Genomic DNA, 12,623 nt, shown 5'->3' with positions numbered 1-12,623 from the left:
GATAGGCTCGACGGGTGCGAGCAGCAGAGCGGCCGGCCGATCCGGCCGGCACCCAGTGGCCGGCCCGACTCCACGTCGTGACCGGCAAGGGCGGCACCGGCAAGACCAGCGTCGCGGCCGCCCTGGCCCTGGCCCTGGCCGCCGGTGGCCGGCGCACGCTGCTGGTGGAGGTCGAGGGGCGGCAGGGCATCGCCCAGCTCTTCGGCACCGACCCGCTGCCCTACGAGGAGCGGCACCTGACCGACGCGCCGGGCGGCGGCGAGGTGCGGGCCCTGGCGGTGGACGCCGAGGAGGCCCTCCTCGAGTACCTGGACATGTTCTACAAGCTCGGCGCGGCGGGCCGGGCGCTGCGCAAGCTCGGGGCGATCGACTTCGCCACCACCATCGCCCCGGGCCTGCGGGACGTCCTGCTCACCGGCAAGGTGAAGGAGGCGACCACCCGCACCGTCGACCAGCGGCGCGCGTACGACGCGGTGGTGCTGGACGCCCCGCCGACCGGGCGGATCGGCCGCTTCCTGAACGTCACCGCCGAGACGGCCCGGCTGGCCAAGGTCGGCCCGATCAAGACCCAGAGCGAGGGGGTCGCGGCGCTGCTGCGTTCCCCGATCACCGCCGTGCACGTGGTGACCCTGCTGGAGGAGATGCCGGTCCAGGAGACGGTCGACGCGATCGCCGAGCTGACCTCGTTCGGCTTCCCGGTGGGTCGGGTGATCGTCAACGGCGTCCGGCCGCCGCTGCCCGCGGGTCGCGCGGTGGGCCCGGCCGAGCTGGAGCGGGGGCTGCGCGCCGCCGGGCTGCCGGCGGACCGGGACACCGTCGTTGGGCTCGCCGTGGAGGCACGCGACCAGGCGATCCGCCGCGAGCTGGAGGATTCGCTGCGGGCCGACCTGGTGGAGCTGGGGCTGCCGCTGACCGAGCTGCCGCTGCTGCCCGACGGGGTGGACCGCGCCGGGCTGGACCGGCTGGCCGACGCCCTCCTCCGGGCGGATTGACTCACACCTGCCACCGGCACGGGCGCGGCGACCGACCCGGCCCGATACGCTCGATTGGTGCCTTCCGAAGACGCGGCGCCGCAGCTGGACGTCGACCAGATCCTCGCCGATCCCGGCGTGCGGATCGTGGTCTGCTGCGGGGCGGGCGGGGTGGGGAAGACGACCACGGCCGCCGCGCTCGCGCTGCGGGCCGCGGAGCAGCACGGCCGGCGGACGGTGGTGCTCACCATCGACCCGGCCCGCCGGCTGGCCCAGTCGCTCGGGCTGACCGAGCTGGACAACACCCCCCGCCAGGTCAAGGGGATCGACGTCGAGGCCAGCGGCGGCGAGCTGCACGCCATGATGCTGGACATGAAGCGCACCTTCGACGACGTGGTGCTCCAGCACACCGATCAGGCGAAGGCGGCGGAGATCTTCGCCAACCCCTTCTACCAGGCGATGAGCTCGACCTTCGCCGGCACCCAGGAATACATGGCGATGGAGAAGCTGGGCCAGTTGCACGCCCGGGGCGAGTGGGACCTGATCGTGGTGGACACCCCGCCGTCCCGCTCGGCGCTGGACTTCCTGGACGCCCCGGCCCGGCTGTCCCGCTTCCTCGACGGGCGGATGCTGCGGCTGCTGCTCGCCCCGGCGCGCACCGGCGGGCGGAGCATGTTCAGCCTGGTGACCGCCTCGTTCGGGATGTTCTCCAAGGTCGTGCAGAAGGTGCTCGGCGCCCAGTTGCTGACCGACCTCTCCGGCTTCGTCGCCGCGCTCGACTCGATGTTCGGCGGGTTCCGGCAGCGCGCCGAGCAGACGTACCGCATCCTCCAGGCGCGGGAGACGGCGTTCCTGCTGGTCGCGGCGCCAGAGCCGGACGCGGTCCGGGAGGCCGCCTACTTCGCGGGCCGGCTGCGCGAGGAGCGGATGCCGCTGGCGGGCCTGGTGCTCAACCGGGTGCACCGGCCGGCGGTGCCCGGCCTGGGCGCCGCGGAGAGCCTGGCCGCCGCGGAGCGCCTGGCCGACCTGGGTGGGCACGAGGGCACCGTCGACGTGCTGCGGGCCCACGCGGCCCTGGCCCAGCAGGCGGTACGCGAGCGGCAGGTGGCGGCCCGGTTCACGGAGGCGTTCCCGGCGGTGCCGGCGGTGTCCGTGACGGCGCAGCCCGCCGACGTGCACGACGTCGACGGGCTGCGGACGATCGGCGCGGCGATCAGCCGGCCGTGACGGCGATCAGCCGGCGGCGGTGACGAGGATCTTGTCCTTGCCGGCCTTGTCCTTGGCGTTCTTCTTCATCGCGGCCTCGAACATCTTGCGCCAGCTCGTCACCTGGGGGTGACGGCGCAGCAGCGCGCGGCGTTCGCGCTCGGTCATGCCACCCCACACGCCGAACTCGATCCGGTTGTCCAGCGCGTCGGCCAGGCACTCGTACCGGACTGGGCAGCTCCGGCAGATCCGCTTGGCCACGTTCTGTTCGGCGCCCTGTACGAACAACGCGTCCGGGTCCCCGTTCTGACACGCCGCCAGCGACGGCCAGTCAGTGATCATGCCCATGTGTACTCGTCCCCCCTTGCAGTACCTACCGACCCCGTCGCGGACCAGCCGGCAATTCCCCCCGATCGCCCGGCGCGCCTTCCCCAAGGCCGCACGGACGACATGTGGCTCGGTCGCCGCCCCCATCATGCTCTGTAGTCGCCTGATTACGCAACGTTGTCGGCTAAATCCATCATTCCGGACACTCCCGGCTTCCCGGGCTTCGCGACCGCCGGTTACCCCGCCGGAGTCCGTGAAAACGCTGCGGGCCCCCTCGGGAAGGAGGGAGACTCGACGCCGGATTCACGCAACCACGCACCGGGGGTCGTGCGTTTAGCACAACGAGGTCGGCGCGCGCAGGAAATGGGGAAAGAAGCCCCGGCGCCCCTCGTTCCCTACTCGCGTACCCTGTCGAGGTGACCTGGATGCGGAAACGTGACCACAATGTGCTGACCAACGCCGCATCGCTACTCATATGTGGCCTACTGGCCGGCGTGGTGGTCGCGGCGGCGGCCTTCCCCGCGGTGGCGATGTCCGGCCTGGCCGCCAAGGCCGGCGCCGAGACCTTCGGCGCGTTGCCCAAGGAGCTGACCGTGGCCCGCGCGCCGCAGATCAGCTACCTGTACGCCTCCGACGGCAAGACCCCGCTGGCGACCATGTACGACGAGAACCGTCGCGACGTGAAGCTGGCCGACATCGCGCCCATCATGCAGAAGGCGATCATCGCCGCCGAGGACCACGACTTCTACAAGCACAACGGCGTGGACCTCAACGGCATCGCCCGGGCGTTCGTCAACAACCAGTCCGGCGCGTCCAGCCAGCAGGGCGCCTCGACGCTGACCATGCAGTACGTCCGCCTGGCCATCGCCTACTCGGCGACCCACCCGGCCGACGTGGTCGCGGCCACCGAGGACACCAGCGCCCGCAAGTTGCGCGAGATGCGCTACGCCATCCAGATCGACAAGGAGCTCTCCAAGGACGAGATCCTGGAGCGCTACCTGAACATCGCCGCCTTCGGCAACGGCGCGTACGGCGTCTACGCCGCCAGCCAGGTCTACTTCAACAAGCCGCCGAGCAAGCTGAAGATCGAGGAAGCCGCCATGCTCGCCGGCATGGTGAAGGCGCCGAGCACCAACGACCCGACCACCAAGAGCGGCTACAAGGCGGCGGTCGAGCGGCGCAACTACGTCATCGACAACATGGTCGAGATCGGCGCCATCACCCAGCAGGAGGCGGACGCGGCGAAGGCCGTCCAGCTCAAGGTCACCGGCAAGCGGGCGCCCAACGGCTGCGTCTCGACCAACGAGAAGGGCTGGGGCTTCTTCTGCGACTACTTCTACCGCTGGTGGATGCAGCAGGAGACGTTCGGCTCGACCTCGTACGACCGGGAGCGGCGACTCAAGAGCGGCGGCTACACCGTGGTCACCACGCTCGACCCGCAGGCCCAGCGGGGCGCCGACAAGGCCGTCCGCAAGGCCAAGCCGGAGAAGAGCAAGGAAGCCGCCATGGTGGCGGTGGTCGAGCCCGGCACCGGCCGGGTCCGGGCGCTGGCGGTCAACCGCACCTTCAAGCTCGACGACCCGAAGAAGCCGGCGAACAAGCCGCACAGCGACCCGAAGCAGCGCAAGAAGGGCAAGCTCGGCAACTACCCGAACACGGTGAACCCGCTGCTCACCGGCGGCGACGGCATCACGGGCTACCAGGCCGGCTCGACCTTCAAGATCTTCACCATCGTGGCCGCGCTGGAGAAGGGCATCCCGCTCGGCTACACGATCAACGCTCCGCAGCAGTTCAAGTCGGAATACATCATCGACAGCAGCAGCTCGGCGGCGTGCGCCGGCACCCACTTCTACTGCCCGACCAACTCCGGCAAGAAGGCCGGCGGCGTGCAGAACATGTGGAGCGCCTTCGCGCAGTCGATCAACACGTACTTCGTGCCGTTGCAGCAGCAGGTCGGCGCCGAGAACGTGGTCGACGTGGCCAAGCGGCTCGGCATCCAGTTCCGGCAGAGCGAGGACGCGAAGTTCGCCAGCACGAAGGACTACGCGCACCAGTGGGGCGCCTTCACCCTCGGCGTCTCGCAGACCACCCCGCTGGAGCTGGCCAACGCCTACGCCACCCTCGCCGCGGACGGCAAGTACTGCGAGCCGATCCCGGTGCAGGAGATCAAGGACCCGGAGGGCAAGAAGCTCGACATCGCCAACCCGCGCTGCGAGAAGCGGGTCAGCACCGAGGTGGCCCGCGCCGCCGTCGACGCGGCCCGCTGCCCGGTCGGCGACAACTCCTCCACCAGCAGGTGCGGCGGCAGCCGTACGGCCGCGAACGTCAGGGGCATCGTCGACGCGCCGGTGGCCGGCAAGTCCGGCACCACCGACTCGGAGAAGACCGCCTCGCTGGTCGCGATGACCAGGCAGTACGCGGTGGCCGGCATCATGGCCGACCCGGACTGGCCGCAGACCAACGTCAAGATGAAGCACAACCAGCGCGACGGCATCAACCCGCCGGTCTACGAGACGCTGCGCGACGCCATGAAGGGCAAGAAGCGGATCAACTTCGAGCCCCCGGGCCAGAAGATCTCCGAGGGCGACCAGCGCCGCATCCCGGACGTGAAGTGCCTGGACGTGGAGCAGGCGAAGTCCCGGATCGAGGCGGAGGGCTTCGACGCGGTCGTCTCCGACATCAAGGTCCCGTCGAGCTGCGCCCCGGGCAAGGCGGCGGGCACCAGCCCCGACGGCCGGACCATCAAGGGCGGCGTGGTGACCATCCAGATCAGCGCCGGCGGGGGCACCGCCCCGGGCAGCGGCACCAAGCCGACCAACCCGGGCCGTCCGCCGGGCCGCAACGGCGGCTGAGCCGCCCGGACCGACGGAAACGGGCGGGCACCCCTCGCGGGGGTGCCCGCCCGTTTCGCGTACGCGGATCGGGTCGCGCGGCGGCTCAGAGGCCGAGCTGCCGGCGTACCTCCGCGGCCACCCGACCGCCCTCGGCCCGGCCGGCCACCGCGGCCTGGGCCGCCTTCATGGCCGGGCCCATCTGCGCCTTGCCGGTGAAGCCACCCTCGGCGAGCGCCCCCGCGACCAGCTCGGTCAGCTCGGCCTCGGAGAGCTGCTTCGGCAGGTAGCGCTCCAGCACCTCGCCCTCGGCGGTCTCCTTCGTGGCCTGCTCGGTGCGGCCGGCGTCGGCGAAGGCGGTCGCGGCCTCCCGGCGCTTCTTCGCCTCCTTGGTCAGCACCGCAAGCACCTCGTCGTCGGTGAGCTCGCGCTTGGCCTTGCCGGCGACCTCGGCGGTGCCGACGGCGGCGAGCGCCATCCGCAGGGTGGAGGTGGTCAGCTCGTCGCGCGCCTTGAGAGCGGCGCGCATGTCGGCGGTCAGACGGTCCTTCAGCGTGCTCATGGACGGTGAAACTACCCTGAATGCCATGCGAAAGCGCACACTATTCCGGCTTGCGACCGGGACCGCCGCGTTGGGCGCGGCGACCCTGGCGTACGCGTCGCTCGTCGAGCGCAACATGTTCACCCTGCGGCGGTACGACGTGCCGGTGCTGCCGGCCGACGCCGAGCCGCTGCGCGTCCTGCACCTGTCCGACCTGCACATGATGCCCAATCAGGGGCGCAAACAGCGCTGGGTGGCGTCGCTGGCCGCGCTCGACCCCGACCTGGTCCTGGTGACCGGGGACAACATGGCGCACCCCGGCGCCGTGCCCGGCGTGCTGCGCGCCCTCCAGCCGCTCCTCGACTACCCGGGGGCCTTCGTCTTCGGCTCCAACGACTACACCGGGCCGGTCTGGAAGAACCCGTTCACCTACTTCCTGCCCGACCGCGAGTACACCGAGGGCGCGGAGCTGCCACACGAGGAGCTGCGCGACGTCCTCACCGGGGCCGGCTGGACGGACCTGAACAACGCCCGCACCGTCGTCAAGGCCGGCGGCCGGGCGGTCGAGCTGCTCGGAGTCGACGACCCGCACATCGAACGGGACGACTACGACTCCGTCGCCGGGCCGGTGTCGCCCGCGGCCGACCTGTCGATCGCGCTGACCCACTCCCCCGAGCCGGCCGTGCTCGACCGGATGGCCGCCGACGGCTTCGGGCTGCTGCTCGCCGGGCACACCCACGGCGGCCAGGTCTGCGTGCCGGGCGTCGGGGCGCTGGTCACCAACTGCGGCCTGCCCCGCTCCATGGCGCGCGGCCTGCACCGCTGGCCCGGGTCCGACTCCTGGCTGCACGTCTCCGCCGGCCTCGGCACCCACCCGACCGCGCCGGTCCGGTTCGCCTGCCCGCCGGAGGTGAGCGTGCTCACCCTGATCCCCCGCTGACCCGTACGCCGGCAGGCCGGGCCGGTTCCCCCGGCCTGCCGGGACAGTGCTGCCGATCGCCCTGTCGAGCTGCCCCGTCCATCGGACCGGGCGGGCCACCCGGACCACCGGGGGTACCGAGTTTGACCACCGGAGCGGGTGGGCTACTATTTGTCGGCACGCCTCGGGGTGTGGCGCAGCTTGGTAGCGCGCTTCGTTCGGGACGAAGAGGTCGTCGGTTCGAATCCGGCCACCCCGACCGAGGTCAGGGGCCACTCTCCATCGATGAGAGTGGCCCCTGATGCATTTCGTACAGCAGTCGATCCCAGGAACGGTTGAAGTTGCGCGGCTCGACCGGCGTTCCGTAGCGGGTGGTGAACAGCAGCCGGGAGCCCTGCCAGGCGATGCCCGCCTGATCACGGTCGTTCTTCGCCGCGTGGCGGAGGTCGAGTGCCGCCGCGCAGATGTCCGGCAGCGGGAGCGTGGCGTCCGAGGTCTGCGTCTTGGTCTCGCGGTGGAGCAGTTGGCCGCCGACCCGCTGCAACTGCCAGCCGATCGACAGCTCCCCCGCCGCCAGGTCGACGGCGTCCTCGGTGAGGCCGAGCACCTCGCCCTTGCGCAGGCCGAGCACCAGGATCAGCACATACGCGGCGTACAGCGGATCGCGGTCGGCCCGCGCGGACTCCAGGAAGCGACGCGCCTCGTCACTGGTCCACGCCCTGCCCCTACGGCGGCGGACCGGTGGAGGCTTGACCAGGGCGGCGGCGTTGCGGGTGACCAGTTCCTCGGTGGCGGCGTGGTTGAGCGCCGAGCGCAGCACGCCCCGGATGTCCTTGACGGTGCGGGCGGACGGCGTGTCACCGCAGCACCGGCCGAGCGCGCAGCATCGCCGTCTCAGTTCCGGGCGGCGGGCGTCCTTGCCCTGGGCGCAGCACTGGCAGGTGCGGGCCACCTCGTTGATCCACGTCTGCACGTCGCGCACCTGGAGCCGGTCGAGCCGCTTCCCACCGAGGCCGGGGATCACGTACAGCCGGAGGATCGTCTCGTACGTGGCGCAGGTCAGCGGCGCGAGGTTGGGGCGCACGACCTCCCGGTGCCAGTAGGTCAGGTAGTCACCGAGGGTCGGAACCCGGGTGGCGACCGGCCCTGCTTTGGCCTGCTGGTGCAGCTTGATCCACTTGTCGTGGACGACCTCGCGGGTCTGTCCGTAGACGTACTTGCGGGTGCGTTTGCCGTCGGGCTTGGTGACCCAGACGTACGCGGCGAAGCCGTTGCGGTACGGGAAGATCGAGCCTTCGCCGTTGGCGCGGGTGCGTCCGGGCATCAGGCCGCCTCCTGCCGCTCGACCTGCTCGCGGATGTAGTCGTCGACCCACTCGGGGAGGACGCGGCGGTACTTGCCGTCCTTGATCGAGCGCAGCTCGCCGGTGGCGATCTTCATCTTGACCTTCGACAGGCCGAAGCCGAGCAGGACGGCGACCTCGGCGGGCGAGTACCAGCGCGGGGTGAGTTCTCGGCTCATGCGGCGGCCCCGGTCAGCCACGCTTCGTGGGCGAGTTCTTCCCGGCCGACGCGTTGGCGTTCGCGGTGTTGGGCGGCGGCGGTGTTGGCGAGCAGGGCGTCACCGTTGGTGAGCCAGCCGGAGCCGATGAAGGTCAGGGCGCCGACGGTGATGGTGTCGGCGGTGTCGTCTTCGGCGCGGCGGTAGGTGGCGCGGATGTCGCGGAGCAGGCCGAAGGTGATCGAGTAGCGGCGGGCCTTGGTGAGGAAGTGGCCACCGTAGCCGAGCATGTGCGCCCAGCGGCGCAGCCCGGCGTAGGGGTTCGGTTTGCTGTCAAGGTCGCCTTGACGCCCGCCGGTCGGGGTGGCGGTGTTGCTGCTCCGGGTGTGGTTGGGGCGGCCGAGTCGCCAGCAGGCGTCGATGAGGCGGGCGAGGTGGTCGCCTTCGGGGTCGGCGTAGGCGTCGACGGTGTCGGGGGTAAGTCGGGTGGAGCAGTGGCCGGTGGCCTCGGTGGACTTGGTGGCGTACTTGGCCAGGTAGGCGGCCACCTTCCCGTCGGTCACGTCCCCGTCGCCGGTGCCGATGCGGCGTACGTCGACCTGCTCGCCCCAGGCGATCGGCCAGCCCTGCGGCCGGTCGGGGTGCGCGGGGGTGGTGACGGTGATCTGCCGGGCGGCGGCGTGGACGGCGGCGTCGAGGTCGTCGGCGGTGATGCCGGCCAGCGGCGGGACCAGGGCGTGCCGGTCATGCGGGTCGACGCCGTCGAGGCGAAGCAGGACGTGGAAGTGCACCGCTCCTCGGCGCTGCATCTCGGCGACCTTCCCGTGCGACACCCGCACCGGCGGCACCCGACGGACCTTGCCGGAGTCGGTGACGACCCGGACGAGACGGATGCCGCGTTGACGGCACAGGGCGGTGAGATGGCGTTCGATGGCCTGCTTGGTACGCCGCCACAGCTCGCCGGCGTTCCACACTGCCTGGTGGTCGTGGTCGTAGCAGTCCAGGCACAGCGGCCGACCGAGCTGCGGATCATCGGCGTCGTGGCGGACGAAGCAGGCCGCGGGCTGCCCGTGTGGGCAGGTGCCGGCGTTGCGACGGGCGTGGCAGGGTGCCGGGCGGCAGTCGCAGCACCGACGGTCGGCGCAGGTGTGGCGTGGGATATGCCGGTGGTGCACCGGGCCGAAGGACGGTGCGGTGAAGGTGACGAAGACGACCGGGTGCCGGGCGACAGTGGTGGGGACGGTCTTGCCGCCGGTCAGACCGCAGCGGACCACCTGGAAGGCGTCACCGGCGTAAACCCAGGCGCAGTCGGGGCACTGAGCGGCACGCCGGTTGCCGCACGCCTTGTACAGCGTCCGGTCAGGCAACTCGTCGGTGTGCCGCTGTTCCACGACGCGGCCGGTGCCGGGCTCGACGGCGGTAAGGGTGCCGGTCAGGCGAATCGGGCGGCTGCAGCCAGCGGCGGCACGGGTGTGCTCCAGCCAGCCGAAGAAGTCGGGCGTGGCGGCACGGTGCAGGGCCTGGGCGTCACGCCCGGCGGCGATGGTGGGCAGGGTGGACACGGGGCTCTCCTCAAGGCGGTGGCAGGGACGGGGCGACGAACTGCCACCGGAACGCCGGAGCGGGTATCCGTCGGTGGTGTTCGTGGTGTCTCCTGGCACCGCCTGCGAGGGCGGCTCACGCCGGAGGGCGGGCACAGAGCATCGGCCTCGGACCGTCGGTGAGCTGGGTCCTTCCGGTTGCTGGACCTTGATGCCGGGACGGGTGGGGTGCCTGGTCGTCGGCTTCCGGTGGGTTGCCGCAGGCGAGCCCCACCCGTCGAGGTGCGCGAATCCGAGGGCCATCGTGGACGGCGGGAAAGGTCGCGCTGGGCCGTTCAGCGGATTCCGGGCCGGCGCAGCGGCCGGTGCGATCGAGAGCCGGCGGGACTTGGCCCGCATCAGCGGCAGGATGGCCGCTCGGCAACTCCGAAGTCGAGTTCAGCGATCCGGCAGTGAGGCCGCGCTGGCGTGCTCGACGAGGGCCAGAGTAGCACCGGGTACCGACACGTCAACCCGCCGTGACCCTCAGCATCGAAGCGGGAACGGCCGACTGCCGGCCGGCGTGGGAGGACTTTCTGTACATCTATCAAGGCGGCCCTGAACGGGCCGCACGCGCCGCCGCCAGGGCGCGTGCCCGTCGCTCCGCTGGCGCTCCGACTCCGGTCACGCAACACGCCCGGCGGCTGGCGCGGAGGGCGGGTAGCCCGGTGGGCCGCCGCAGCACGACAGGCCGTTTCCCGGTGGGGTGGTGGGCCGGCAGCCGGCCGCGCCGCACGGCTGGCACCCGCGCGGCGTGGGGGAGCGGACGCCGGGTCCGTCGGCGGCTGCCGGGCGGGTGGCCGGGTTGCGGTTACTGCGCCTCCGGCGGGGGCGCTCCGGCTCCAGGATGGCCGGGGCTCCGTCGGCGCGTCGCGGTCCGTGGGTGGTTGCGGTAGGCCATCCCGCCCGCCGTCGACCCGGGCGAGCCGAGCAGACCACCGCCCGACCCGCCAGCGTCCGTACGAGCCGTCAAGGTCCGCTTGACGTGGCGGGCCGGGCGGCGGCCCGCTCCCCAGGAGGGCGGGTCGACGGCAGACGGGATGGCGAGACTCCGCTGGCTGATCAATGCCCTCACCATTCGCGCCACTCGTCAGTAAGTTCGGTCCGCGCGATGTCGCGTCGGGCGGTGAGAGCTTTGACATCAATGCCCGCATCTGTCAGGACACCGTCGATGTACTGACACAGCTCCTCGCGCTCGTCCGTCTCGATCCTTTCGTGTTCCTCATTAATCGCGTTGAGCGCCATGACGACCCGCTCGACCGATGCGACGACCTCGTCATCAGACGGTGACGGCATCGGCAGCGGCGGCATCCCTGGAAGCGCCTCGGGCCCAGATCGCGTGACGCTCTCGGTCTGGGAGAGCGAGCGTATGTCTGCTTCGTAGGCGTCCAGAGCCGTATCGACAGCAGCGATGAATGCCTCTGGCCAGAGGTGTAGGGCGTAGGCGTCAACTTCAGCGAGGGTGCCTGCGGCGATGCGGCCCTTCTGGTTACGTACCTCGCGGCCCCACTCCTCGGTAGGTCGTGTGATCATGGCGCGCAGCCTAGCGATGGCATCTGACGGCAGGCCGAGTCGATCGGCGTAGGTGACGGCAGCGGTGCGGGAACGAGCCGTAAGCGCGGCGCGTGAGTGACTAACTGGGTGACGACCGGGACCGACGTGGGCGGACAACCATGGACGCTGGTGGACCGTTCTTGCAGCTCACCTGTCATGGAGAGGCAGGTCAGCGCTCCGTGTTGGTTGCCTGGGGGTCAAGGAGTCGTGGCGCTGGCTTGCCTTCGGGCGCGCGGTCGTTCGGATGGCAGCCGCTGACTGTCCTTAGGATCCGACCATGCCCGTGCCGATAGATGAGCTGATCGCTTACAGCGAGGGACACCTGGACGACAGGGACGTTAGCCGCTTCCTGCGGGCGTACGAGCGCGATTGCGGCAAGCTGAGCTGGGTTGGCGAGAGGGCGGAAGCGTTCGATGAGGTCGACCGGGAGGGCGCGCGCCAGATCGGGCTTACACACGCGTTTCTAGCGCCGGGACCATGGGCGACGCCTGCGGTGGAACGGCGGTTCTTTGCCGAGCTCCGGTGGCTGGTGGCGTGGCTGGAGGAGATCTCAGGCGAGCTTGGACTGGTGTTTGCGCTTCGCTACAACGACCGTGATCTCGGTTGGATACGTAGGGGCGTCACCGACGACGCGATCAGCGAAGGGCTGATCGCCGTTTGGGAGCGCGACTTGGAGCGCCTGGATCGCGACTCGCCGAGGCGCTGAGTAAGGCCATCGGCTCGTGCGGTCAGGGCTGGTCCCGACGATCGCGGGCAGTCGCCCCACCCCGCGAGGTGGTGTCGACAGCAACGGTGACAGCAACGAAGGAGGACGAGTACAGCCGCCGACCGCCCTGCGCGGACAGTGGCCCGAGGTCGCGGATGCGGATGCGGACGGACCCTGCCAGACGGAGCGCCCAGAACTTACAAGCGAGGGGTCGGTCTGCCTGTCATAGTGGGCCGGTGGATGAAGCATGGCCCGATCAGCTCGACGAGTTGCGGAGCCAGTTGGCGGATGGCATGCCGGTGGAAGAAGCCATCGCTTTGATGCGCAAGCGCGGCTTGACCCGGATCGAGTCGATTAAGGTCCTGAGGCACTTGGTGGTCACGGATCTTGGTGCCGCCAAGCAACTGATCGATGACAGTCCGACGTGGGCTTGTCGTTGATGAGGCTGCAACGCCACGCCGGCAACCGATAGGTAGGTGCAGCGGCGG

General features: G+C 70.8%; 12 protein-coding genes and 1 tRNA gene. 7 read left to right on the top strand and 6 right to left on the bottom strand.

From position 1 onward, the window contains the following. Nucleotides 1-14: 14 nt before the first annotated feature. Both ACGFZ2_RS26520 and ACGFZ2_RS26515 read left to right on the top strand, forming a co-directional pair. Complete coding sequence (locus ACGFZ2_RS26520; protein ID WP_393457944.1) at nucleotides 15-992, top strand: ArsA-related P-loop ATPase; 978 nt, start codon at nucleotides 15-17, stop codon at nucleotides 990-992. Nucleotides 993-1,046: 54 nt separating this feature from the next. Then, nucleotides 1,047-2,198, top strand: a complete 1,152-nt coding sequence (locus ACGFZ2_RS26515; protein WP_350679355.1) for an ArsA-related P-loop ATPase — start codon at nucleotides 1,047-1,049, stop codon at nucleotides 2,196-2,198. Between the two features lie 6 nt (nucleotides 2,199-2,204). On the opposite strand, the gene ACGFZ2_RS26510 is transcribed toward ACGFZ2_RS26515, so the two are convergent. Beyond that, nucleotides 2,205-2,525, bottom strand: coding sequence for a WhiB family transcriptional regulator (locus tag ACGFZ2_RS26510; RefSeq protein ID WP_319460489.1), 321 nt, complete (start codon nucleotides 2,523-2,525; stop codon nucleotides 2,205-2,207). A gap of 404 nt (nucleotides 2,526-2,929) precedes the next feature. Here ACGFZ2_RS26510 and ACGFZ2_RS26505 point away from each other — a divergent pair, with 404 nt between their 5' ends. Continuing rightward, a complete protein-coding gene (locus ACGFZ2_RS26505; protein WP_393457941.1) occupies nucleotides 2,930-5,356 on the top strand; it encodes a penicillin-binding protein in 2,427 nt (808 codons plus the stop codon). A gap of 85 nt (nucleotides 5,357-5,441) precedes the next feature. Here the strand turns inward: ACGFZ2_RS26505 and ACGFZ2_RS26500 are convergent, their stop codons facing one another. Beyond that, on the bottom strand, nucleotides 5,442-5,897 hold the full coding sequence (locus ACGFZ2_RS26500; protein ID WP_393457938.1) for a GatB/YqeY domain-containing protein: 456 nt from the start codon (nucleotides 5,895-5,897) through the stop codon (nucleotides 5,442-5,444). 25 nt (nucleotides 5,898-5,922) lie between these two features. On the opposite strand from ACGFZ2_RS26500, the gene ACGFZ2_RS26495 reads away from it, so the two are divergent. Together ACGFZ2_RS26495 and ACGFZ2_RS26490 are read left to right on the top strand one after the other, a co-directional pair. Beyond that, a complete protein-coding gene (locus ACGFZ2_RS26495) occupies nucleotides 5,923-6,816 on the top strand; it encodes a metallophosphoesterase (RefSeq protein WP_393457935.1) in 894 nt (297 codons plus the stop codon). A 164-nt stretch (nucleotides 6,817-6,980) separates the two neighbouring features. Then, nucleotides 6,981-7,054 (top strand) — tRNA-Pro (locus ACGFZ2_RS26490). 6 nt (nucleotides 7,055-7,060) lie between these two features. Here the strand turns inward: ACGFZ2_RS26490 and xerC are convergent. The 4 genes from xerC to ACGFZ2_RS26470 all read right to left on the bottom strand — a co-directional run bounded on the left by xerC (nucleotide 7,061) and on the right by ACGFZ2_RS26470 (nucleotide 11,408). Next, nucleotides 7,061-8,119 carry a tyrosine recombinase XerC gene (xerC, locus tag ACGFZ2_RS26485; RefSeq protein WP_393457932.1) on the bottom strand — a complete coding sequence of 353 codons (1,059 nt, stop codon included), beginning with the start codon at nucleotides 8,117-8,119 and terminating at the stop codon, nucleotides 7,061-7,063. Further along, on the bottom strand, nucleotides 8,119-8,316 hold the full coding sequence (locus ACGFZ2_RS26480; protein ID WP_393111491.1) for an excisionase family DNA-binding protein: 198 nt from the start codon (nucleotides 8,314-8,316) through the stop codon (nucleotides 8,119-8,121). Before ACGFZ2_RS26480 ends, xerC begins: the two co-directional genes overlap by 1 nt. Then, nucleotides 8,313-9,848 (bottom strand): replication initiator, encoded by a 1,536-nt coding sequence (locus ACGFZ2_RS26475; RefSeq protein ID WP_393458090.1) that lies wholly within the window; start codon nucleotides 9,846-9,848, stop codon nucleotides 8,313-8,315. Before ACGFZ2_RS26475 ends, ACGFZ2_RS26480 begins: the two co-directional genes overlap by 4 nt. A gap of 1,098 nt (nucleotides 9,849-10,946) precedes the next feature. Continuing rightward, nucleotides 10,947-11,408 carry a hypothetical protein gene (locus ACGFZ2_RS26470; protein ID WP_393457929.1) on the bottom strand — a complete coding sequence of 154 codons (462 nt, stop codon included), beginning with the start codon at nucleotides 11,406-11,408 and terminating at the stop codon, nucleotides 10,947-10,949. 298 nt (nucleotides 11,409-11,706) lie between these two features. Here ACGFZ2_RS26470 and ACGFZ2_RS26465 point away from each other — a divergent pair, with 298 nt between their 5' ends. Beyond that, nucleotides 11,707-12,135, top strand: a complete 429-nt coding sequence (locus ACGFZ2_RS26465; protein WP_393457926.1) for a hypothetical protein — start codon at nucleotides 11,707-11,709, stop codon at nucleotides 12,133-12,135. Between the two features lie 236 nt (nucleotides 12,136-12,371). Then, the gene (locus ACGFZ2_RS26460) at nucleotides 12,372-12,575 is read left to right on the top strand and encodes a hypothetical protein (RefSeq protein ID WP_393457923.1); all 204 of its coding nucleotides are present in this window, start codon (nucleotides 12,372-12,374) and stop codon (nucleotides 12,573-12,575) included. Nucleotides 12,576-12,623 lie beyond the last annotated feature (48 nt).

Origin of the sequence: Micromonospora sp. NPDC048063 (assembly GCF_043202855.1) — a bacterium.
In the GTDB taxonomy this organism is placed as follows: domain Bacteria; phylum Actinomycetota; class Actinomycetes; order Mycobacteriales; family Micromonosporaceae; genus Micromonospora.
This window is presented reverse-complemented; position numbering and strand designations above follow the sequence as displayed.